Annotated in this window: 16 protein-coding genes, 2 tRNA genes, 1 rRNA gene and 1 riboswitch; of the genes, 9 read left to right on the forward strand and 10 right to left on the reverse strand. The window is 69.3% G+C overall.

The window, feature by feature from the left end; translation table 11 throughout:
* Positions 1–228 precede the first annotated feature (228 nt).
* From C1I98_RS06345 to C1I98_RS06380, 8 genes are all read right to left on the reverse strand, one after another.
* Positions 229–1759, reverse strand: a 16S ribosomal RNA gene (locus C1I98_RS06345).
* A 505-nt stretch (positions 1760–2264) separates the two neighbouring features.
* Entirely contained in the window at positions 2265–4862 is a 2598-nt protein-coding gene (locus C1I98_RS06350) for a valine--tRNA ligase (protein ID WP_111166136.1), read from the reverse strand.
* Between the two features lie 29 nt (positions 4863–4891).
* Positions 4892–6175 (reverse strand): ATP-dependent Clp protease ATP-binding subunit ClpX, encoded by a 1284-nt coding sequence (gene clpX, locus C1I98_RS06355; protein WP_111166137.1) that lies wholly within the window; start codon positions 6173–6175, stop codon positions 4892–4894.
* 191 nt (positions 6176–6366) lie between these two features.
* Positions 6367–7011, reverse strand: coding sequence for an ATP-dependent Clp protease proteolytic subunit (locus C1I98_RS06360; RefSeq protein ID WP_111166138.1), 645 nt, complete (start codon positions 7009–7011; stop codon positions 6367–6369).
* An 11-nt stretch (positions 7012–7022) separates the two neighbouring features.
* Positions 7023–7667, reverse strand: coding sequence for a ClpP family protease (locus C1I98_RS06365; RefSeq protein ID WP_111166139.1), 645 nt, complete (start codon positions 7665–7667; stop codon positions 7023–7025).
* Positions 7668–7795: 128 nt separating this feature from the next.
* On the reverse strand, positions 7796–9382 hold the full coding sequence (locus C1I98_RS06370) for a Na+/H+ antiporter (RefSeq protein WP_111166140.1): 1587 nt from the start codon (positions 9380–9382) through the stop codon (positions 7796–7798).
* Between the two features lie 619 nt (positions 9383–10001).
* Positions 10002–11423, reverse strand: a complete 1422-nt coding sequence (tig, locus tag C1I98_RS06375) for a trigger factor (RefSeq protein ID WP_111166141.1) — start codon at positions 11421–11423, stop codon at positions 10002–10004.
* Positions 11424–11720: 297 nt separating this feature from the next.
* Complete coding sequence (locus C1I98_RS06380; protein ID WP_111166142.1) at positions 11721–12587, reverse strand: Sco1979 family transcriptional regulator; 867 nt, start codon at positions 12585–12587, stop codon at positions 11721–11723.
* A 279-nt stretch (positions 12588–12866) separates the two neighbouring features.
* Here C1I98_RS06380 and C1I98_RS06385 point away from each other — a divergent pair, with 279 nt between their 5' ends.
* Positions 12867–13361, forward strand: coding sequence for an ATP-binding protein (locus C1I98_RS06385; protein ID WP_111166143.1), 495 nt, complete (start codon positions 12867–12869; stop codon positions 13359–13361).
* 11 nt (positions 13362–13372) lie between these two features.
* Here the strand turns inward: C1I98_RS06385 and C1I98_RS06390 are convergent.
* Positions 13373–13446 (reverse strand) — tRNA-Pro (locus C1I98_RS06390).
* A gap of 89 nt (positions 13447–13535) precedes the next feature.
* Here C1I98_RS06390 and C1I98_RS06395 point away from each other — a divergent pair.
* The 5 genes from C1I98_RS06395 to C1I98_RS06415 all read left to right on the forward strand — a co-directional run bounded on the left by C1I98_RS06395 (position 13536) and on the right by C1I98_RS06415 (position 19963).
* Positions 13536–13609: transfer RNA gene (locus tag C1I98_RS06395), tRNA-Gly, on the forward strand.
* 163 nt (positions 13610–13772) lie between these two features.
* On the forward strand, positions 13773–14663 hold the full coding sequence (locus tag C1I98_RS06400) for an LLM class flavin-dependent oxidoreductase (protein WP_111166144.1): 891 nt from the start codon (positions 13773–13775) through the stop codon (positions 14661–14663).
* Positions 14664–14725: 62 nt separating this feature from the next.
* Positions 14726–16099 carry a TrpB-like pyridoxal phosphate-dependent enzyme gene (locus C1I98_RS06405; RefSeq protein ID WP_233507248.1) on the forward strand — a complete coding sequence of 458 codons (1374 nt, stop codon included), beginning with the start codon at positions 14726–14728 and terminating at the stop codon, positions 16097–16099.
* A gap of 693 nt (positions 16100–16792) precedes the next feature.
* Entirely contained in the window at positions 16793–18553 is a 1761-nt protein-coding gene (locus tag C1I98_RS06410) for an ATP-binding SpoIIE family protein phosphatase (protein ID WP_233507262.1), read from the forward strand.
* A gap of 36 nt (positions 18554–18589) precedes the next feature.
* Entirely contained in the window at positions 18590–19963 is a 1374-nt protein-coding gene (locus C1I98_RS06415) for a dihydrolipoyl dehydrogenase family protein (RefSeq protein ID WP_111166146.1), read from the forward strand.
* A 334-nt stretch (positions 19964–20297) separates the two neighbouring features.
* On the opposite strand, the gene C1I98_RS46315 is transcribed toward C1I98_RS06415, so the two are convergent.
* A complete protein-coding gene (locus C1I98_RS46315; protein WP_438672070.1) occupies positions 20298–20375 on the reverse strand; it encodes a 50S ribosomal protein bL37 in 78 nt (25 codons plus the stop codon).
* Between the two features lie 169 nt (positions 20376–20544).
* On the opposite strand from C1I98_RS46315, the gene C1I98_RS06425 reads away from it, so the two are divergent.
* From C1I98_RS06425 to C1I98_RS06435, 3 genes are all read left to right on the forward strand, one after another.
* A complete protein-coding gene (locus tag C1I98_RS06425) occupies positions 20545–21345 on the forward strand; it encodes a DeoR/GlpR family DNA-binding transcription regulator (RefSeq protein WP_111166148.1) in 801 nt (266 codons plus the stop codon).
* A complete protein-coding gene (galT, locus tag C1I98_RS06430) occupies positions 21342–22421 on the forward strand; it encodes a galactose-1-phosphate uridylyltransferase (protein ID WP_111166149.1) in 1080 nt (359 codons plus the stop codon). Before C1I98_RS06425 ends, galT begins: the two co-directional genes overlap by 4 nt.
* A gap of 70 nt (positions 22422–22491) precedes the next feature.
* Positions 22492–22641: riboswitch (cyclic di-AMP (ydaO/yuaA leader) on the forward strand.
* A gap of 3 nt (positions 22642–22644) precedes the next feature.
* Positions 22645–23658 (forward strand): coiled-coil domain-containing protein, encoded by a 1014-nt coding sequence (locus C1I98_RS06435; protein WP_233507265.1) that lies wholly within the window; start codon positions 22645–22647, stop codon positions 23656–23658.
* Positions 23659–23660: the final 2 nt, after the last annotated feature.

Here is a 23660-nt window from a genome sequence, read left to right on the forward strand (position 1 = left end):
CGAACGGCCTTCCCACTCCCCCACCCCTTGAGAGGGGTACGGGCGGTACCGACCGGCAGGCGACCAACGCCGAACCGAATAGCCAGTGCTCCACTAACGAGCCGCCGGGCGAGACACGATCGGTCTCGATCCCGACATTGGACCGAACCCCCTGGGGGTCGGGTACGCCGGCGCGTGAGCGCCGTGGCATCCGCTCCCTGATACGGGGCCGGTCGTGATGCTCCTTAGAAAGGAGGTGATCCAGCCGCACCTTCCGGTACGGCTACCTTGTTACGACTTCGTCCCAATCGCCGGCCCCACCTTCGACCGCTCCCCCCACACAAGGTGGTTGGGCCACGGGCTTCGGGTGTTGCCGACTTTCGTGACGTGACGGGCGGTGTGTACAAGGCCCGGGAACGTATTCACCGCAGCGTTGCTGATCTGCGATTACTAGCGACTCCGACTTCATGGGGTCGAGTTGCAGACCCCAATCCGAACTGAGATCGGCTTTTAGGGATTCGCTCCGCCTCACGGCTTGGCAGCCCTCTGTACCGACCATTGTAGCATGTTTGCAGCCCAAGACATAAGGGGCATGATGACTTGACGTCGTCCCCACCTTCCTCCGAGTTGACCCCGGCAGTCTCCCATGAGTCCCCAAGCCGCCCCCGAAAGGAAGCGCTCACTGGCAACATGGAACAAGGGTTGCGCTCGTTGCGGGACTTAACCCAACATCTCACGACACGAGCTGACGACAGCCATGCACCACCTGTCACCCGGTCCAAAGGAAACCCACATCTCTGCGAGCGTCCGGGCGATGTCAAACCTTGGTAAGGTTCTTCGCGTTGCGTCGAATTAAGCAACATGCTCCGCCGCTTGTGCGGGCCCCCGTCAATTCCTTTGAGTTTTAGCCTTGCGGCCGTACTCCCCAGGCGGGGCGCTTAATGCGTTAGCTACGGCACGGAATCCGTGGAAGGACCCCACACCTAGCGCCCAACGTTTACAGCGTGGACTACCAGGGTATCTAATCCTGTTCGCTCCCCACGCTTTCGCTCCTCAGCGTCAGGCAAGGCCCAGCAAGCCGCCTTCGCCACCGGTGTTCCTCCTGATATCTGCGCATTTCACCGCTACACCAGGAATTCCGCTTGCCCCTGCCTACCTCTAGCCGGCCCGTATCCACCGCAGACCCATGGTTAAGCCATGGGCTTTCACGGCAGACGCGACCGGCCACCTACGAGCTCTTTACGCCCAATAATTCCGGACAACGCTCGCGCCCTACGTATTACCGCGGCTGCTGGCACGTAGTTAGCCGGCACTTCTTTAACAGGTACACGTCATCTTCGTCCCTGCCGAAAGAGGTTTACAACCCGAAGGCCGTCATCCCCCACGCGGCGTCGCTGCGTCAGGCTTCCGCCCATTGCGCAATATTCCCCACTGCTGCCTCCCGTAGGAGTCTGGGCCGTGTCTCAGTCCCAGTGTGGCCGGTCGCCCTCTCAGGCCGGCTACCCGTCGTCGCCTTGGTAGGCCACTACCCCACCAACAAGCTGATAGGCCGCGAGCCCATCCCCGACCGAGAAATCTTTCCACCCACACCCATGCAGGCGCGGGTCGTACCCGGTATTAGACCCGGTTTCCCAGGCTTATCCCGAAGTCAGGGGCAGGTTGCTCACGTGTTACTCACCCGTTCGCCGCTCGAGTACCCCGAAGGGCCTTTCCGCTCGACTTGCATGTGTTAAGCACGCCGCCAGCGTTCGTCCTGAGCCAGGATCAAACTCTCCAAACAATGCTTGAAGAACCACTAATCCTGCGCGAGACACCCACCCGGCTAAAGGATGATGAACGGTGTCTCGTTCAAAGGAATCCACCACCCCGGCCCAAAAGGCGGGGTGACGGGGTCATACATGTTGTACATGCACTGGCTTTTAGCACACTGTTGAGTTCTCAAGAAACGGGCGCGTACACCGTCGAACCAGACCAGCCGAACCGATCCAGCCCTTCGGGGCTTGAAGCCTATTCCTCATTCTGTTCGCCCCGTCTCCAGGGCAACCCCTCTAACTTACCAGGCTGTCCGACCCGCACCAAATCCGTGCGTCTTCGTCCTACCGGAGCAATCAGAGGTGTTCAGCGCCGAGGAGCGCTGCGAGAAAGACTGTATCACCCCGCGCGGCCGCTCCTGCGCACCTTCCGGTAACACTCTGGTCTACCCGTGGTTGGCGGTCGCTAAACCGGGACCGGATGAGCCGTACGAGCCGCGCCCCGGCCGTACGGCTCACCCTGACGACGACCGCTCAGCCGTGCGCCGCAGGGAGCGCGCTGAGCTGGGCCTCCAGCCGGGCGATGTCGTCGACGGCCTTGGCCGCGCGGGCGCGGACGTTGGTCACGACGTCGTCGGGGGCCTTGGCCATGAACTGCTCGTTGCCCAGTTTGCCCGCCGTCTGGGCGGCCTCCTTGCGGGCGGCCGCGAGGTCCTTCTCCAGGCGCTTGCGTTCCGCCGCGACGTCGATGGCGCCGGCGGTGTCGAGTTCGACCGTCACGGCACCGACCGCGAGGCGGGCCGTCGGGGTGAAGGTGTCCTCCGGCGGGTCCAGGCGCAGGAGAGTGCGGATCGCCGGCTCGTGCGCCTCCAGAGGGCCGCCGGTCAGGGACAGCCGGGCGGCCACCCGCTGGCCGGGCTTGAGGCCCTGGTCGCTGCGGAAGCGGCGGACCTCGGTCACCAGATCCTGAAGCTGGGCGATCTCGGCCTCGGCCGCCGGATCGTCGAAACGGGAGTCGGCCACCGGCCACTGTGCGATCACGATGGACTCGCGGCCGGTCAGCGCCCGCCACAGCTCCTCGGTCACGAACGGCACCAGCGGGTGCAGCAGCCGTAGCAGCGCGTCGAAGACGTGCCCGAGCACCTGCCGGGTGCCCGTGCGGCCGGAGGAGATCTGGATCTTGGCCAGCTCGACGTACCAGTCGCAGACCTCGTCCCACGCGAAGTGGTAGAGCAGGTCGCACGCCTTGGCGAACTCGAACTCCGCCAGCGCCGTGTCCACCGAGGAGATGACGCCCTGGAGCCGGGACAGGATCCAGCGGTCGGCCGCCGTGAGGTCGGCGGGCAGGTCGCCGACGGCCACGCCGTTCATCAGCGCGAACCGGGCCGCGTTCCAGATCTTGTTGCAGAAGTTGCGCGATCCGGCCGCCCACTCCTCGCTGATCGCCACATCGGCGCCGGGGTTGGCGCCGCGCAGCAGCGTGAAGCGGGTGGCGTCGGCCCCGTAGCGGTCGATCCAGTCGAGCGGGTCGACGACGTTGCCGAAGGACTTGGACATCTTCTTGCCGTACTGGTCGCGGACCATGCCGTGCAGCGCGACCACGTGGAACGGCGGGCGGCCGTCCATGGCGTACAGGCCGAGCATCATCATCCGCGCCACCCAGAAGAACAGGATGTCGTAGCCGGTGACGAGCACGGAGGTGGGATAGAACTTGGCCAGTTCGGGCGTCTTGGCGGGCCAGCCCAGGGTGGAGAAGGGCCAAAGGCCCGAAGAGAACCAGGTGTCCAGTACGTCAGGGTCCTGGACGTGACCGGCGGGCGGCTCCTCGTCGGGGCCGACGCACACGACCTCGCCCGCCGGGCCGTACCAGACCGGGATGCGGTGCCCCCACCACAGTTGCCGGGAGATGCACCAGTCGTGCATGTCGTCGACCCAGTCGAAGTAGCGCTTGGCCATCTCCGGCGGGTGGATGCGGGTACGGCCGTCGCGCACGGCGTCGCCCGCGGCCTTGGCGAGCGGGCCGACGTTGACGAACCACTGCAGCGACAGCCGTGGCTCGACCACCGTCTTGCAGCGCGAGCAGTGCCCGACGGAGTGCAGGTAGGGGCGCTTCTCGGCGACGATGCGGCCTTCGGCGCGCAGCGCGGCGACGACGGCGGGCCTGGCCTCGAAGCGGTCCAGGCCCTCGAACGGGCCGTGTGCGGTGATCACGCCGCGCTCGTCCATCACCGCGATGGACGGCAGCGAGTGCCGGCGGCCGATCTCGAAGTCGTTGGGGTCGTGCGCGGGGGTCACCTTCACCGCGCCGGTGCCGAAGGCCGGATCGACGTGCTCGTCGGCCACGATCGGGATCATGCGCCCGGTGAGCGGCAGTTCGACCTCACGGCCGATCAGATGGCCGTAGCGCTCGTCGGCCGGGTGGACGGCGACGGCGGTGTCGCCGAGCATCGTCTCGGCGCGGGTGGTGGCGACCACGATGGCGTCGTCGCCGCTGCCGTACCGGATGGAGATCAGCTCACCCTCGTCCTCGGTGTGCTCGACCTCGATGTCGGACAGGGCGGTCAGGCAGCGCGGGCACCAGTTGATGATGCGCTCGGCGCGGTAGATCAGGCCGTCGTCGAACAGGCTCTTGAAGATCGTCTGGACGGCGCGGGAGAGGTTCTCGTCCATGGTGAACCGCTCGCGCGACCAGTCGACGCTGTCGCCGAGCTTGGTCATCTGGCCGAGGATCTTGCCGCCGGACTCGTCCTTCCACCGCCACACGCGCTCGACGAACGCCTCGCGCCCGAGGTCGTGGCGGGAGACGCCGTCCTTGGCGATCTCGCGCTCCACGACGTTCTGGGTGGCGATGCCCGCATGGTCCATGCCGGGGAGCCACAGGGTCTCCGCGCCGGACATCCGGGCGCGGCGGGCCAGCGCGTCCTGGATCGAGTGGTCCAGCGCGTGGCCGATGTGCAGCGAGCCCGTGACGTTGGGCGGCGGCAGCACGATGCTGAACGGCTCCCGCTCGCTGCCCGGGTCGGCGGTGAAGTATCCCGCGGATACCCAGCGCTCGTAGCTACGGGTCTCGACCTGGGCGGGCGTGTACTGGCTGGGCAGCTCGGCTGTCGGCTCTGGTGTCGGCGTCGTCACGGTCTCACATTCTAGGGACCTCGCCGGGGTCAGGCGGACTTCTCCCGGGGGGCGCGCTGCTGCTTGGCCTGGAGCTGGTCGCGCGGGACGAGGGTGGGGTTGACGTGCTCGAGCACGGAGGCCCGGTCGATGATCACGCGGGCGACGTCCTGCCGGCTGGGCACCTCGTACATCACCGAGAGCAGCACCTCCTCCAGGATGGCCCGCAGCCCGCGGGCTCCGGTGCCGCGCAGGATCGCCTGGTCGGCGATGGCCTCCAGAGCGTCGTCACCGAACTCCAGGTCGACGTTGTCCAGCTCGAAGAGCCTGCGGTACTGCTTGACCAGCGCGTTGCGCGGCTCGGTGAGGATCTGGATGAGCGCGTCGCGGTCGAGGTTGTGGACGCTGGTGATGATCGGCAACCGGCCCACGAACTCGGGGATCATGCCGAACTTCAGCAGGTCTTCCGGCATCACATCGCCGAAGATGTCGGCGGAGTCGATGTCGTCCTTGGAGTGCAGGATGGCGTTGAAGCCGATGCCCTTCTTGCCGACCCGCGACTCGATGATCTTCTCCAGGCCGGCGAACGCCCCGCCGCAGATGAACAGCACGTTGGTGGTGTCGATCTGGATGAATTCCTGGTGCGGGTGCTTGCGCCCGCCCTGTGGCGGCACCGAGGCGGTGGTGCCCTCCAAGATCTTCAGCAGCGCCTGCTGCACGCCCTCACCGGAGACATCCCGGGTGATCGACGGGTTCTCGCTCTTGCGGGCGATCTTGTCGACCTCGTCGATGTAGATGATCCCGGTCTCGGCCTTCTTGACGTCATAGTCGGCCGCCTGGATCAGCTTGAGCAGGATGTTCTCGACGTCTTCACCGACGTAACCGGCCTCGGTCAGCGCGGTCGCGTCGGCGATGGCGAACGGCACGTTGAGCATCTTGGCCAGGGTCTGGGCCAGCAGCGTCTTGCCGGAACCGGTCGGGCCGAGGAGCAGGATGTTGGACTTGGACAGCTCGACGCCGTCGTCACGGCCCCGCTCGCCGGACTGCACCCGCTTGTAGTGGTTGTAGACCGCCACCGAGAGCGCCTTCTTGGCCTTGTCCTGGCCGATGACGTAGGCGTCGAGGAACTCGTAGATCTCCCGCGGCTTGGGCAGGTTGTCCCACTTGAGCTCGGAGGACTCGGACAGCTCCTCCTCGATGATCTCGTTGCAGAGATCGATGCACTCATCGCAGATGTAGACGCCGGGTCCGGCGATGAGCTTCTTGACCTGCTTCTGGCTCTTCCCGCAGAACGAGCACTTCAGCAGGTCTCCACCGTCGCCGATGCGTGCCACCCCAGATACTCCTTTGCGTGGGACCGTTCTGCTGCCTGGTCCGTTTCTTTCGCCCCGGGCGGATACCGGGTGCGAAAAGTCATCCCGCTCAGGTTTCGACGTTACCGTCTTCCTGGCCCTCAGTGAGCCCCCTGGCGGCGAGTCGCACCGGAAGGTGCCCAATTGGGCACCGTTCCGGTGCACACGACGCGTCAGGAAGCGATGGCCTTGGCCTGCTTCTTCCGCGTTGGGATGATGTCGTCCACCAGCCCGTACGCCTTGGCCTCGTCGGCGCTGAGAATCTTGTCGCGCTCGATGTCGTGCCGGACGTCTTCGGGCGACTTACCCGTGTGCCTGGCCACGATCTCCTCCAGGAGGCTGCGCATCCGCAGGATCTCCCGCGCCTGGATCTCGATGTCACTGCCCTGGCCGCCGCCCTCGGTGGAGGGCTGGTGGATCAGCACGCGGGCGTTGGGCAGCGCGAAGCGCTTGCCGGGCGTGCCGCCCGCGAGCAGCACCGCCGCCGCCGAGGCCGCCTGGCCGAGGCAGACCGTCTGGATCTCCGGCCTGACGAACTGCATCGTGTCGTAGATCGCCGTCATCGCGGTGAACGACCCGCCGGGCGAGTTGATGTAGATGCTGATGTCACGGTCGGGATCGAGTGACTCCAGCGTCAGCAACTGAGCCATGACGTCGTTGGCCGACGCGTCGTCGATCTGCACTCCGAGGAAGATGATGCGGTCCTCGAAGAGCTTGTTGTAAGGGTTCATCTCCTTGACGCCGTACGTCGTGCGTTCGACGAACGAAGGGATGATGTAGCGGCCGTTGATGTCTCCCGGCCGGATCAACTCACTCACCTTTTGCCCTTTCAGGAGACGGCACCCGACGAAGGCACCTGCCGTGCGCTGCGCACGACCTGGTCGATGAAGCCGTAGTCCTTCGCCTCGTCCGCGGTGAACCAGCGGTCGCGGTCGGAGTCCTTTTCGATCTGCTCCAGCGGCTGGCCGGTGTGCGAGGCGATCCGCTCGGCCAGCGTCTTCTTGACGTAGAGCATCTGCTCGGCCTGGATGGCGATGTCCGCGGCGGTGCCGCCGATCCCGCCGGACGGCTGGTGCATCATGATGCGGGCGTGCGGCAGTGCGTACCGCTTGCCGTGTGCCCCGGCGCACAGCAGGAACTGGCCCATGGAGGCCGCCAGCCCCATGGCCACCGTGCACACGTTGTTAGGCACATACTCCATCATGTCGTAAATCGCCATGCCGGCGGTCACCGAGCCGCCGGGGGAGTTGATGTAAAGGTAGATGTCGCGGTCCGGGTCGTCGGCCGCGAGCAGCAGCAACTCCGCACAGATCCGGTTGGCGATCTCATCGTTGACCTGGGAGCCCAGCACGATGATGCGCTCACGCAGCAGGCGCTGGTAGAGCTGGTCTTCGAGACGGAAGGATCCGTTGGGTTGGTTCCTGGACTCGGGCTCGAAACCGGCCGGCTGATAGAGGGTCGGCGGGCTGGTCACAGCGTCACCTTCCGATGCGTCGTATATCGATTGGCTTTGCTTGTGACCCTAACGCGCGCCACGCACCGGACATGCCGCCTCCGTGATGCTGTTCGCTGTCGGCGCAGGTAGACGCGCGCCAGGCCGCGTCACGGCGCGGGTGTGCCACCACGGCGGTCCTCAAGGTCCAGCTCGTGGCCGATTCGGCGCAGGGTGTCCGCGCCGATTGTGCCGCTGGCGTACAGTTCGTGGAGTTTCGACCGCTGTGCGGTGATGAGCTCCCGCCGCAGCCCGCGGCCGGGCGTGGCCGACGCAGGTGACGCGCGGTCCGCGTCCGGTCCGTCGCCGTCCTGGTCGAGCAGGGCGCGCACCCGGTCCAGCCGAAGTTCGAAAAGTTGCCGGAAAACATCGGCCGTCTGATCGTCGATCTTCTGGTCGGCGGCCAGCCGGTCCAGCTCGGACATCGCCACCTCCAGCAGGGCCTCCCTGGCCGTGGCCTCCTCGACCACGGCCGTCCGGCCCTCCTGGAGGCCGAGCAGGCGCATCAGCGGCCCGATCGTGGACGCCTGGACGACGAGGGTCGCCAGGACGACGACCGCGGCCAGGAACAGCAGCAGAGCGCGGTGTTCAGCGGTGAGCGGAATCGACAGGGCGATGGCCAGGGTGATCGCGCCGCGCATCCCCGCCCAGCCCATCAGCAGCCGATCGCGCGGTCCCAGGTGCTCGAAGTCCAGCGGGCGGGTGGGCAGGTACCTGGCCAGCGGGAACACCAGCCAGGTCCATGCCTGCCGTACCGTGACCACCACGGCGATGACCAGCACCGCCGCCAGCGCCAGCCGCCCGGCGGGCTGCCCGGCCACGCCGTCGAAGACCTTGTGGATCTGCAGTCCGAGCAGGACGAACAGCGCGGACTCCAGCAAGAACACCAGAACATCCCAGAACACCCGTCCGGACAGGCGTGAGGCGGGCTGGAGCACGCCAGGGCCGCGGATTCCGAGCATGAAGCCCGTCACGATGGTGGCCAGCACGCCGGAGAACCCGAAGTGCTCGGCCGGGAAGTACGCCAGGAACGGGGTGACCAGGGACAGCACGATCTGGCCGCCGCCGTCCTTGATGAGGGGACGCAGCCTGCCGATCGCCCAGGCCAGCGCCAGGCCGTACCCGACGCCGCCGAGCACCACCTTGACCAGCAGCAGCGCGGTCTCGCCCGCTGTGACCGGGTGGGCCATCGCGGCCAGGGCCAGGCCGAACAGCGTCAGCGCCACCCCGTCGTTGACCAGGCTCTCGCCCTCCAGGATGGTCACCAGCCGGCGCGGCGCGCCGAGCTTCTGCAGCGTGGAGGTCGCCGCGACGGGGTCGGTCGGCGCCACCGCCGCGCCGAGCGCCAGCGCCTGCGGCCAGGTCAGACCGGGTACGACCAGCAGCGCGGCGGCCATCACCGACAGCGCGGTGACGAGAGTGAGCCCGAAGGCCAGCACCCCGATGGGGACCGCGTCCTCCTTCGCCTCCCTGGGGGCGGTGACGAAGGCGGCGTGGTAGACGAGCGGCGGGAGGAAGAAGTACAGGACGGCGTCGGGCGGCACATCGACCGCGGTGGCCCCGGGCAGGAAGCTGGCCGCCCCGCCCAGCGCGACCAGCACGATCGCCTCGGGAACCCCGAGCGTCCGCCCGAGCAGGCGCGCCGCCACCAGCGCGACCGCGAGAACGACGCCGATGACGAACACCTCGCCGCTCACCGCGACATCACCTCGTCAGCGCGATCCATCCCTCCATTGCCAAGGCCACATTCCCCACAAAAGTCATTAAAGACCTTAAAACCCCCGGAATGGCCTCGTACACCGACGAAACGCATACGCCCCCGGACCGCGAACCACGATCCGGGGGCGTACGAACCCCTTGAACGACAGCGACCCCCGGCCGACCGGTCCTCTGCCCGTGGGGCCACACCGCCGGTAGTACAGCAGCACCCCGACCGGCGGGCCTCCAGGGAGCCACATGGACCACGGCCGACCGCTGGGCAACTACGGCAACGGCCCGGGGCGGCCGGCCGACGGGGAGCCACACGGGCATAGGCCCGCCGGTCCGCTCCCACGCGAGGGCGCGGGTACTCGACGGCGCCCCGCCGTACCTGGACCTGACCACGCCCGCCGAGCCCGCCCCGTGCGGCGCAGCCGACGCGACAACGGGCCCTCGCGATCGTCGCCGCGCGGGCTCAAGCCCGTCGCACGCCGCGGCACCAGGCACCGGCGCGGCCCAGCACACCGCCGGTCGTCATGACCGGCGCTGTGCCGAGTACACGGCCGAGCCGACCGAAAGCCTGAGCGACGGGCGGCCGCGAGCGGCGGCCGGGACGCGCTACTCGGCGGAGGGCTTGGCCTCGGTGGATTCGTCGCCGTCGGTGGTCTCCACGGCCTCCGCCGCTTCCGCGCCTTCGGCGTCGTCCTCCGTCGGGCCGCCGACCTCGCGGTAGATGGCCTTGAGGTCGACCGAATTGCCCGCCTCGTCCGTCACCGTGACGGCGTCGCCGACGACGGCCCTGGCCTTGTCCCGGACGATCTCCACCATGGCCAGCGTGAGCTGGTCGTTGTCGGCCAGGTGCTTGGCCAGCGCGTTGGGCGCGACGCCCATCTCGCTCGCCCGGCGGACCACGAAGTTGGTCAGCTCCGCCTCGGAGACGCCGAGCTCTTCCGCCCTGGCGATCTTGTCGAGCACGAAGCCGGTCCGCAGTGCCTTGGCCGAGGCCTCCTCGAACTCCTTGAAGCGCTCGTCCTCGGTGGTCTGGTAGAGGCGGTAGAACGCCTCCTTGCTCAGCCCGCTGTCGGAGATCTGGTGCTGGAGGTTGTGCTTGCGCGCGTCGATCTCGGTGTTCAGGGCGCTGTCAGGGAGCGGGATCTCCACCCGGTCGAGCAGCGCGTCCAGCGCCTTCTGGCGGGTCTGGGCCACCTGGTCGATGAGCTTGTTGTGGCGGATCTGGCCGCTCAGGCTCTCGCGCAGCTCGTCGAGCGTGTCGAACTCGCTGGCCAGCTGGGCGAACTCGTCGTCCAGCTCGGGCAGCACCTTCTCCTTGACCGACTTCACCGAGACCGTGATCTCGGCCTCCTCGCCGGCGTTTTCGCCGCCGACCAGAGTGGAGGTGAAGACCTTCTGGTCACCGGCCGACATGCCCAGCAGCGCGTCGTCCAGGCCCTGCAGCACCGAACCGGCGCCCACCTCGTAGGACACCTCGCTGGCCTGCTGCTCTTCGATGTTCTGGCCGTCGACGGCGGCGGCGAGGTCCATCACGACGTAGTCGCCGGCGGCGGCCGGGCGCTCCACACCGGTGAGGGTGGCGAAACGCTGGCGCAGGCCGTCGAGCTGCTCGTCGATGTCGGCGTCGGTCACCTCGGCGGAGGGGACCGTGACCTCGATGTCGGAGTAGTCGGGGACCTCGAACTTGGGCCGGACGTCGACCTCGGCGGTGAACTCGACCTGCTCGCCGTCCTCGATCTTGGTGACCTCGATCTCCGGCTGGCTGACCGGGAAGATGTCGCTCTCGTCCACAGCCTGGCCGTACAGCTTGGGAACCGCGTCGTTGAGGGTCTCCTCCAGCACGACAGCGCGGCCGAAGCGCTGCTCGATGATGCGGGCAGGGACCTTGCCGGGGCGGAAGCCGGGCACGCGCACCTGCTGCGCGACCTTCTTGTACGCCGCCTGCATGCTTTCGCCGAGCTCCTCGAACGGCACCTCGACGGTGAGCTTCACCCTGGTGGGGCTGAGCTCCTCGACAGCGGTCTTCACGGGGTGGTCTCCTTGGTCAAGCTTCGAGTGATCGCGGGCGCGTCAAGTCGTGCTTTGTCGGTCGGTTCGGCCTCCCCGCCTGACGACCGGGCCGCGGACGACCCGCCGCTTCCGGCTCGGCTCTCCCCTCCCGCTCTACGGCTACCGCGGCAAGCTCGCGCGCCGCGCCCACATGAGCGGCGCTGTCGTCGGTCACCTCGCGGACCCTGTCGCTTGCGGACATGCTCCAGCGTGGCGATGTCCAGCGCCGCAGGCCAGTCTAGGGCAGATATGCGGCGATGGGCGACGGCGCGGCAGTCAGATCTCCTTCATGACCTTAACGAGGATCTCCACGGTCTCCTCGGGCGTGGTGCTGACCGCGCACAGTCGCTCCATGACCTCGCTGTAACGGTCGACGTCCTCGCGCTTGTCGAGGTACAGGGCGCTGGCGAGTTGCTCGACGTAGACCACGTCGGGTAGTTCGGAGTCGGCGAAGCGCAGCACGCTGAACGCGCCGCCCTCGGCGCTGTGCCCGCCGAAGCTGAACGGCATGACCTGGATCGTGATGTTGGGCTGGCGCATCAGCTCCAGCAGGTGCTCGAGCTGCGCCCGCATGACGTCCGCCCCGCCGATCGGGCGGCGCAGCGCGGCCTCGTCGATCACCGCCCAGAAGAACGGCCCGCCGTCGGTCTCCAGCACCCGCTGGCGCTCCATCCGCAGGTCGACCCGCCTGGCGATCTCGTGCGGGCCGATCGTGGCGGCTCCGGCGGTGATCACGGCGCGGGCGTACTCCTTGGTCTGGAGCAGGCCGGGGATGAACTGGACCTCGTAGGTGCGGATGCGGGAGGCGGCCTCCTCCAGCCCGACGTACGCCTGGAACCACGACGGCAGCAGGTCGTTGTACCGGTGCCACCAACCCGGCTCGTTGGCCCGGAGCACCAGGTCCATGACGGGACGGCGGGCGCCTTCGTCCTCGACCCCGTAGAAGGTCAGAAGGTCGGAGACGTCACGCTCCTTGAAGCCGACCCGGCCCAGCTCCATCCGGCTGATCTTGGACTCTGAGCCGCGGATCAGGTGGCCCGCTTCCTCCCTGGATATCCCCTTTGCCTCGCGAAGCCGACGAAGCTGCGAGCCCAGGAGGATACGCAGAGCCGTGGGTCCTGCTCCCGGCTGTGTGTGCGTCACGACACCCTCCTGTCACGTTGCACCAGCGCACACAGTGTCACTACTTCCCGGGCCTATGGCAAGGTCTCAACCCCGTGTCCGATTCGCAAGCTTATCCAAGTACCGGCAAGTAGCCGCCCATGCGCTTGCACAATGCACCTGCACGTGCATTTGGGTCTTGCAGCTAGCGATCAGGTGTCCCATGATGGCCTAGTGCATAGTGCGCTAAAGAGGGCACTTAGCCATATAACGCGGTAGTGGTACCCATCTTCGCGAGGGACAGCGGGAGGTAACGGCAGCATGGTGGAGCAGCCGACGTCCACTGCCGACTGTCTACGGATCCACCACTGGGTCAGATTTCCGGACCTGCTGCACTTCCCCTCCAGCGAGACGACCACCACCCCGCTGTCCCCCCAGGCCGACTCGGTCAAGCTCGCCCGCGACGTGACCAGGACGACGCTGGGCACCTGGGGATTCGGCGACCTCGGCGACGACGCGGCCCTGGTGGTCTCCGAACTCGTCACCAACGCGGTGCGCTACGCCCTCTACCCCGACCAGTTCGCCGGCGGGCAGATCACGCTGACACTGGTCAGGATCAGCCGGCACGTCGTCCTCGCGGTCTGCGACCCGAGCGACAAGATCCCGGTGCCCAAGGAGCCCGACTTCGTCTCCGAGAACGGCCGCGGCCTCTACATCGTGCAGACCTACAGCCGCGACTGGGGCTGGAACCACCTCGACAGCGGCGGCAAGGCCGTGTGGGCGCTGTTCAGCCACGAGGAGACCGGCCGCCGATAACGGCGGCCCCGTCGGGGCGGCGGGATTTGAACCCACGACCTTCTGGTCCCAAACCAGACGCGCTGCCAAGCTGCGCCACGCCCCGCGACGCCCGGTGCGCAAGCCTTCCGGAACTCCGGTACGCTTACGCCCTGACGACCGGATGAAGTCTAGACCAGACAACGACCGGCTCGCGCGGACGTAGCTCAATGGTAGAGCCCCAGTCTTCCAAACTGGCTACGCGGGTTCGATTCCCGTCGTCCGCTCCACGACCACCCCGGGGCCCATCGAGCCCCGGCTCGCCCACTTGCATTCCGGTCTGTTCGCGCAGGTGAACGGGCATGTTCAGGTCCGGGAACAACCTCACTGCCGGTCGGGTTGCCGCACATACCGCACTTGCGGTGCGGGACCGCTGGGCATCAGGAGGACGTGATGGGCGATTACGGGCTACCGCTGGAATTCGGCTACTTTCTCATTCCGAACGTGGGCGATCCGCTGCTCGTACGCGCGCGGCTGGCCGATCGGCTCGGGCTCGATCTGATCGGTGTGCAGGACCACCCCTACCAGCGGTCGTACGTCGAGACCTGGACGCTGCTCAGCATGGTGGCGGCGGTGACCGAGCGGATCAAGGTGTTCCCCGACGTGGCGAGCCTGCCGCTGCGTCCGCCGGCCGTGCTGGCCAAGGCCGCGGCGAGCCTGGACGTGCTCAGTGGCGGGCGGGTGGAGCTGGGGCTGGGCGCCGGTTCGTTCTGGGACGCGATCGAGGCGTACGGCGGGCCGCGCCGCACCACGGGCAAGGCCAGGGCGGCGCTGGACGAGGCGATCACGATCATCAGGGGCCTGTGGTCCGGGGAGCGCTCGGTGCGCTTCGAGGGTGAGCACTACCGGGTCGCGGGGGCCCGCTCAGGGCCGGTGCCCGCGCACCCGATCGGGATCTGGCTCGGTGTGTACGGGCCCAAGGCGCTCGCGCTCACCGGCGCGCGGGCGGACGGCTGGCTGCCCTCCTCGCCCTACGCGCCGCCGGACAAGCTGCCGGAGCTGAACGCGCGCATCGACGAGGCCGCCGCCGCGGCGGGCCGGGAGCCGGGCGCGATCAGGCGGATCTACAACATCAACGGCACGATCACCGACGGGCCGTCCGGAGGGTTCTTGAACGGCCCGGCCGAGCAGTGGGCCGAGGAGCTGACCGACGTGGCCGTCGCGTACGGGATGGACTCCTTCGTCCTGTGGGCCGAGGGCGACCAGGAGACGCAGTTGCGGCGGTTCGCCGAGGAGGTCGTCCCGGAGGTGCGCGCGCGGGTGGCGCGAGAACGCAAGGGCTGAGGCTCCAGGCTTCCTTGCGGCCGTACGGCGGGGGAAGGTGGTGGGGTCACTCCGCTCAGCTCATGGAGACCCGCATGGCGCACGAGGCCACCCGAGTCCTGCTCGACGAGTCCCGCATCCCCCGCACCTGGTACAACATCGTGGCCGACCTCCCGGCCCCGCCGCCCCCGCCGCTACATCCGGGCACGCGGCGGCCGGTCGGCCCGGACGACCTGGCGCCGCTGTTCCCGATGGAGCTGATCGCGCAGGAGGCCGGAGCGGAGCGGTTCGTGCCGATCCCGGACGACGTGCTGGACGTCTACCGGCTCTGGCGGCCGACGCCGCTGATCAGGGCCAGGCGGCTGGAGCGCGCGCTGGGCACCCCGGCGCGCATCTACTACAAGTACGAGGGCGGTTCCCCGTCCGGCTCGCACAAGGCCAACACCGCCGTGCCGCAGGCCCACTACAACGCGCGGGAGGGGATCAGGCGGCTGACGACGGAGACCGGGGCCGGTCAGTGGGGGACGGCGCTGGCGTTCGCCTGCGCGCAGTACGGCCTGGACTGCGAGATCTGGATGGTCCGCGCCTCCCATGACCAAAAGCCGCACCGCAGGTCGCTGATGGGCGTGTACGGCGCGACCGTGCACGCCAGCCCGTCGCCGCTGACCCGCGCGGGCGAGGCGATCCTGGCCGATGACCCGGAGAGCCCCGGCAGCCTGGGCATCGCGATCAGCGAGGCGGTGGAGGTCGCCGCCGGCGCGGACGACACCCGTTACGCGCTGGGCTCGGTGCTCAACCACGTCCTGATGCACCAGACGGTGATCGGCGAGGAGGCGCTGGAGCAGCTCGCCGCGTTCGGCGAGACGCCGGATCTGATCGTGGGGTGCACCGGCGGGGGCTCCAACTTCGCCGGGCTGGCCTTCCCGTTCCTGCGGGAGAAGCTGGCCGGGCGGATCGCCCCGGAGATCCGGGCGGTGGAGCCCGCCGCGTGCCCGTCCTTCACCCGGGGCGCCTACGCCTACGACTTCGGCGACACCGCCGGGCTCACGCCGTTGCTGAAGATGCACACGCTGGGGCACGGCTTCGTGCCCGATCCGATCCACGCGGGCGGGCTGCGCTACCACGGCATGTCCCCGTTGCTGTCGCATCTGTACGAGCTGGGGATGTTCGGCGCGGTGGCCAGGAGCCAGACGGAGTGCTTCGAGGCGGGCGTACGGTTCGCCCGCGCCGAGGGGATCGTGCCGGCGCCCGAGCCCGCGCACGCCGTGGCCGAGACCATCGCCGAGGCGCTGCGCTGCAAGGAGACCGGGGAGCCGAAGGTGATCCTCACCGCGCTATGCGGCCACGGGCACTTCGATCTCGCCGCCTACGACAGATACCTGTCGGGCGAGATGCGGGACTTCACCCTTCCGCAGGAGCGGATCGACGCGGCGCTGGCCGCACTTCCGGTCCGCTGACCCTCCGGCCGCAGAACGCATCCATTCCCACTGGTGGCACGTCCGCGGCGGTGGACGTGCCATCCGCGAGATCGTTGCGCGCTATGTCGCGAAGAATGCCCGCAATCTGCACTTCGGGCGCCTTCTTGACCGGCAACAACCGACCGAAGAGTCCGCAAAGTCCGAAGAACCTGCGGACCGTCCGGATCTGTTGGCGCGGGCCCGCGAGGGCGTCGCCGACATCTGCGAGCGCCGCGCGGGCCGCGAATTTCCCGGTGATCTCGCCCCGGAATACCTGCTGCTCCCGACGAGGTCCGTGGCACTTGTCCCATCACGTGTGGTGCCTGATGCGGTGCCCACAGCGGGCGGAAACCGAACGGCGTTCATGACACTGCTCTATCGTTATAGCTTTTTCTAGAAATAGCCTCGATTTTGGCGCTTTGAGAAGATCCATCGTTACTAGACTTCGAGGTGAGGAGTCAGGGCCGCCTGCACGCCTCCTGCCGGCCGGAACCTCAGTCAACTGACCATACGAATGGTCAGGTTTGCGAGTCAGGAGAAAATTGTGACCGAATTCGACGGCTTCGTGATGGGTGGCGGGCAGAGTGGGTCCCTGTGCGCGGCACGCCCGGCCGCGGCGGGCCGCGCGCCGACCGTCGAGCGGAAGGCCGTGGGGGCCGGCGCACGCTCCAGCGGGACATCCGACATCAGTCTGTGGTCCGCCCCGCGGCCCGCACCGGACCGGGGCAACGCCGGATGACCGCCGACTTCGTGGTCGACCCCGGCTCCCCCGAGCAGCGGCGGCTGAGCAGCCCCGCGACCGTCGAGGAGCAGCTCTCCCTGCTCAACGAGGCGAGCCGGCGCATCGGCAGCACCCTGGACCTGCGGCAGACCGCCCGCGAGCTGATGGAGGTGGCCGTGCCGCGGTTCGCCGACGTGGCCGGGGTCGCGGTGCACGACCGGGTGGTGTCGGAGGGGGAGTACCCGGGGCGGACGGCGGACGGCACGGCGACCGTGCGCAGGATCGCGGTGGGCGCGACCGGCAGGGCGGCCGGCTACCGGCCGGCGTTCCCGCTGGACGAGGTCACCACCTATCCGGCGTGGTCGCCGTACACGCGGTGCATCGCCACCGCCCAGACGATCCTCTACCCCCGGATGGACGTGGGCACGGCCCGGGAGATCGCGCTCAGCTGGAAGCGGGATGTGAAGATCTCGCTCCTGGAGGACGCCTCGATCCTCATCGTCCCGCTGTCGGCCAGGGGCCGGGTGCTGGGGTTCGTGGTGTTCACCAGGATGCCGGACAGCCCGGCATTCCACGAGAAGGACGTGGCGCTGGCCGAGGAGCTGGCCGGTCGTACCGCGCTGTGCCTGGACAACGCCCGCCTGTACGACCGGGAGCGGCGCACCGCGCTGACCCTGCAGAGCAGCCTGCTGCCCGCCGACCTGCCCGCGCCGCCCGGCCTGGAGATCGCCTCCCGCTACCTGCCGGCCAGCGACCTGACCGGCGTCGGCGGCGACTGGTACGACGTGATCCCGCTGCCCGGCCACAGGGTCGCGCTGGTGGTGGGCGACGTGATGGGGCACGGCACCCGCGCCGCCGCGACCATGGGACAGCTCCGTACGGCCGCGCGCACCCTGGCCGGCCTGGACCTCACCCCCAAGGAAGTGCTGTTCCGCCTCAACCGGATGACCCAGGACCTCGACGCCACCCAGATCGCCACTTGCGTCTACGCCACCTACGACCCGATCACCCACACCTGCGCGATCGGCCGGGCCGGTCACGTGCCGCCGATCCTGCTCGGCCCGGACGGCGGCACGGAGCTGATCGAGTTACCCCCCGGCCTGCCGCTGGGCATCGGCGGCCAGGCCTTCGAGATGCGCGAGCTGACGCTGCCGACCGGCAGCGTGCTCACCTTCTACACCGACGGCCTGGTGGAGAGCAGGGACCGCGACCTCGACTCCGGCATCAGAGACCTCCGGCGCGTGCTCGAATGCAGCTACCAGGACCTCGAGGACCTCTGCGACGCGACGATCGCCACCCAGCGACCGCCGCACGAACGCGACGACATCGCGTTGCTGCTGGCCCGGGTGCGCGACCTGTCCCCCGCCGAGTTCGCGAGCTGGGCGCTGCCGTTCGAGGCCCGTTCGGCGGGCGAGGCCCGGCGGCTCGTCCGCACCACGCTGCGTTCGTGGGGGCAGACCGGGGTGCTGGACACGACCGAGCTGGTGGTGAGCGAGCTGGTGGCCAACGCCGTCAACCACGGCACCGGCCCGATCGAGCTGCGCCTGCTGCGCGGCTCGACACTGCTGTGCGAGGTGGCCGACCGCTCGCCGCAGCCGCCCGCGATGTGGCGGCCCGACCTGGACGACGAGGCCGGGCGCGGGCTCAATCTGATCAACCGCTTCTCCTACCGCTGGGGCAGCCGCCCGACCAGTACCGGGAAGATCGTCTGGTGTGAGGTGAGATTGCCCTGACCAAACCATTTGTCATAAAACGTTAGGCTTCGAGGTATGGCGGAGCGTGCCAAGCCGGACGCGTTCGACGTGATCGTGGTGGGCGGCGGCCCCGGCGGCGAGGACGTCGCGGGGCGTCTCGCCGAAGCGGGCCTGCACGTCGCCGCCGTGGAGGGCCGGCTGTTCGGCGGCGAGTGCCCGTACTGGGGATGCATCCCGTCGAAGATGACGGTCCGGGCGGCGGAGCTGATCGCCGAGACCCGGCGCGTGCCGGGGATGGCGGGCGATTCGACCGTTTCGCCGGACTGGTCGCCGGTCGCCCGGCGCATCCGCGACGAGGCCACCGACAACTGGGACGACCGGGCCGCCGTCGAGCGCCTCACCGCCAAGGGCGGGCACTTCGTCCGTGGGTGGGGCCATGTCACCGGGCCGGACGAGATCACCGTGCGCTCGGCGGGCGACGGGGTCCGGGTGCTGCGGGCGACCCGGGGGATCGTGCTGGCGATCGGGTCCCAGCCGACCATCCCGCCGATCGAGGGACTGGCGGGCACGCCGTACTGGACGAACCGCGAGGCCCTTGAGACCGAGGAGGTGCCCGGCTCGCTGGCGGTGCTCGGCGCCGGGACGATCGGGGCGGAGCTGGCGCAGGCGTTCGCCAGGTTCGGCGCGTCGGTGACCATGGTCGAGTCGGCCGACCGCATCCTGCCGGCCGAGGAGCCGGAGACGAGCGAGCTGGTGGCCGGCGCCTTCCGGGCCGACGGCATCGGCCTGCGCACCGGCGTGCGGGCCACGAGGGCCGCCCATGACGGTGAGCGGTTCACCCTCCATCTGAACGACGGCTCCACCGCCGAGGGCGAGCGGCTGCTGGTGGCGACCGGGCGGCACAGCGACCTCGCCGCGCTGGGCGTGGGCGCGGCCGGGCTGGACGAGTCGGCGCGGACGATCGCCACCGACGGGCGGATGCGCGCGGGCGGCAAGCTCTGGGCGCTCGGTGACGTGACCGGGCGCGGGGCGTTCACGCACATGTCGATGTACCAGGCCGACATCGTGGTCAAGGACATCCTCGGGGAGCCCGTCCACGAGGCCGAGTACCACGCGGTGCCCAGGGTCACCTTCACCGATCCGGAGATCGGCTCGGTCGGCCTCACCGAGGCGCAGGCCCGCAGGCAGGGCCTCGACGTGCGCACCGCGACGGGAGACCTGGGCAGCCGGGGCTGGATCCACCGCGCGGAGGGCTTCTTCAAGCTGGTCGCCGCCGATGGCGTGCTGGTGGGCGCGACCTCGGCCGGGCCGGGGGGCGGCGAGCCGCTGGGCATGCTGACCCTCGCCGTACACGCCCGCATCCCGGTGGCCAGGCTGAACGAGATGATCTACGCCTTCCCCACCTTCCACCGCGGGATCATGGGCGCGCTCGCCGAACTGTCCCTCTGACCTGGAATCCCCCCTTTTGCAGAGCGCGCGGTGGGCACGGCCACCTCCAGCGCGGTGATCAGCGCGCTGCTCGCACAGATGGCGGTCGCCACTCCGGCCGGGCCGCTGCCCACGTCGGTCGGGCTGCGCGCGGCGATGCTGCTGGCCGCGGCGGCGGCCGTGGCGGGACTGCTGGTCGCGCTGCTGTCCCGCGCCGGCCGTACGGGGACCCGCCCCCCGCAGGCGAGGCCGCGGTACGGGCCGTGCCGGTGCCCGCGGGCCCCCGCCCGGACACCGCCACGTCGGGCTGAGCCGCCCCGCCGCCCCGCCGGCACGGCGGCGGGGTGGCGCCGGGTCAGCGGGCCGTGGGCCGCCTGCCGTGGTTGGCCTTCTTCTTCTTCCGGGCCCGGCTCTTGCGCGCGCGTCGTGCCATCGTTGCGACACCGCCCTTTCCTCCGGTTGCGGATACTTCCCCCCTTGCCCGCTCAGGCCGTCCGGCAAGCCTTCCCGAGCCGGCCGTTTCCGTCGGGTCCGCGCACAAACCAACAAGAGTGGTGCAGGGCCCATATCATAATTTGGTGGAATCTGTTGGAAGGGGTGGGATGCTGGCCCAGCAGCGCCGTCAGGCGATCCTTGAGCGGGTCCGTGCCACCGGCGGCGTCCGCGTCGCCGACCTGGTGCGCGAGCTCGGCGTCTCCGACATGACGATCCGCCGCGACCTTGAGGTCCTCGCCGAGCGCGGGCTCGTCGACAAGGTGCACGGCGGGGCCACCACGACCGGCCCCGGCTCCACCGAGGAGCCCGGGTTCACCGCCAAGTCCGCCCGCCAGCAACCGGAGAAGGACGCCATCGCCCGTACCGCGGCCCGGCTGGTACGCCCCGGCACCGCCATCGCGCTGTCGGCCGGCACCACCATATGGACCCTCGCCCGTCACCTGGTCGAGGTCCCCGAGCTGACCGTGATCACCAACTCGATCAGGGTCGCCGACGTGTTCCACCGGGTGCCGCGCGCCGATCGCACGGTGGTGCTCACCGGCGGGGTCCGCACCCCCTCCGACGCGCTGGTCGGCCCGGTGGCGGTGGCCACGATCCGCCGGCTGCACGTGGACACGCTGTTCCTCGGCGTCCACGGGATGAGCGCGCGGGCCGGTTTCACCACGCCCAACCTGCTGGAGGCCGAGACCGACCGGGAGCTGGTCGCCTGCGCCCGGCGGCTGGTGGTTCCGGCCGACCACACCAAGTGGGGGCTGGTGGGCATCAGCACCATCGCCGAGCTGGCCGAGGCCCACGTGGTCATCACCGACGAGGGCCTGCCCGCCCATGCCAGAGACGAGCTGGCGGCCGCCGCCGGAGAGCTGGTCATCGCGGCCCGGGAGCCCGCGGACACGAGGGAGAGCTTGTGAAGCGCACCGTCACCGAGCTGGCCGACGGCCGCCAGCTCATCTACTTCGACCGGCGCGAGGACGCCGACCGCGCCGCGCCGGACAAACGCGACCTGCCGCCCCGGCCGCCCGCCTCCGAGCTGCGCCGCGACCCGCTCACCGACGAGTGGATCGCCATCGCGGGCCACCGGCAGGGCCGTACGTTCCTGCCTCCGGCGGGCGAGTGCCCGCTGTGCCCGTCCCAGCCGGGCAGGCTCACCGAGATCCCGGCCGCCTCCTACGACGTGGTGGTGTTCGAAAACCGCTTCCCGTCCTTCTCCGACCAGCCCGGCGGGCACCCGGTGGTGGGCGGGCTGAGCGAGGCGCGGCCGGGGACCGGGCGCTGTGAGGTGGTGTGCTTCACCGACGACCACGGCGCGTCCTTCGCCGACCTCACCCCCGGCCAGGTCGAGCTGGTCATGGCGGCCTGGGCCGACCGTACGGCGGAGCTGTCCGCGCTGCCCGGCGTCGAGCAGGTCTTCGTCTTCGAAAACCGCGGGCCGGAGATCGGCATCACGCTCGGCCACCCGCACGGGCAGATCTACGCCTATCCCTATGTCACGCCGCGGACCCGCCGGACCTTGGAGGTGGCCGCCCGGCACGCCGAGCGCACCGGACGCAATCTGTTCGCCGACGTGCTGGCCGCCGAGCGGGAGGCGGGGGTGCGCGTGGTCGCGGCGAACGACCTCTGGACGGCGTTCGTACCGGCCGCCGCGCGCTGGCCGTACGAGGTGCACTTCTACCCGCACCGCCGGGTGCCCGACCTTCGCGGGCTGGACGCGGCGGAGCGGGCGGCGTTCGGTCCGCTCTACACCGGCGTGCTGCGCGCGCTGGACGGGTTGTTCGGGATGGCCATGCCGTACGTCGCGGCCTGGCACCAGGCGCCGGTCGCCACCGGGCGGGAACTTTCCCACCTCCACATGGAACTGTTCAGCATCCGCAGAGCGTCCAACAAGCTGAAATACCTGGCCGGGTCGGAGTCCGCGATGGGCGCGTTCGTCAATGACGTGTCGCCCGAGGAAGCCGCCCGGCTGTTGCGTGCCATGGTCACAACCTGATCACCAGATCATTCCGGTTTGATGTCGCATTGCCATGCGTTTACCACTACTATCCACACGCAGCGGCCGCAACGGCCGACCGCCTAATCCCGGGCGCCTCGCCCGGGAACCGGGGACCCAGAAGCACCTGGGGTGAATCCACGGCGGCCCCCCGTCCGTGGTAGGGCACCCTCCTGCCCGAACCCGTCAGCTAACCCGGTAGGCGTACAGGAGAGGAGTGTGCGTGGCGGCATCGTCCCCCACGTTGTTCCGCACGTCGATCCCCGCGTCCCGTCCCTGGCGCGCCCGCGCCGTCGCCGCGGCCTGCGCGCTGGCCACCGCCGGGAGCTTCGCCCTACTTCCCGCGGGCGCCGCGGCCGCGGCCCCCAAGCCGAGCAAGGCGGAGCTGAAAGCGCAGCTCAAGAAGCTCGGCAAGAAGGTGGACGGGCTGATCGAGCAGTACAACGCCAAGCGCGTCGAACTCGCCGGCGCCAGGAAGGCCGAGAAGAACGCCAAGACGCGGCTGGCCTCGGCCGAGTCGGCCTTCGCCGGCGCCGCCGACCGGATCGGCGACATCGCCGGGATGCGCTACCAGGGCAGCGACACCAGCCTGCCCACGCTGATGTTCGGTCAGGGGATGGGCGGCGCGGCCGTCCTGACCCAGATGGCCGCCGAGGAAGCCGCCTACCTGAAGGACTTCGGCACCGCGCGAGACGAGCGGAAGAAGGCCGCGCAGGAGGCGACGGCGCTGACCGCCCGCATCGCCGAGCAGGCCGACGACGTCGAAAGGCGGCGCAAGGAGGCCGAGGACCTGATCGACGAGATCGAGAAGCGGCTCGACAAGCTCATCCCGACCGGCGTGGGCAGGCGCGGCGACGGAACCTGGGCCCCCCAGTTGCCGACCGGCGCGGAGAACATCACCCCCCGCACCCGTGTGATGCGCGATGAGATCAAGGAGCGCTTCGAGCTGACCTCCACGATCGGGTGCTACCGGTCAGGTGGCGGCGGGGAGCACCCGCTGGGCCGGGCGTGTGACTTCATGCTCAGCACGGGCGGGACCATGCCTTCCGCCGCCCGGCAGTCGCTCGGCGACGCGATCGCGCTGTGGGCCATCAAGAACGGCGGCAAGATCGGCGTGAAGTACGTCATCTGGAAGCAGCGCATCTACACGATCGGCGGGTCGGGCTGGCGCGGGATGTCGAACCGCGGCAGCATCACCCAGAACCACTTCGACCACGTGCACATCTCGATGCACTAGGT

Source organism: Spongiactinospora gelatinilytica (assembly GCF_003236385.1).
In the GTDB taxonomy this organism is placed as follows: domain Bacteria; phylum Actinomycetota; class Actinomycetes; order Streptosporangiales; family Streptosporangiaceae; genus Spongiactinospora; species Spongiactinospora gelatinilytica.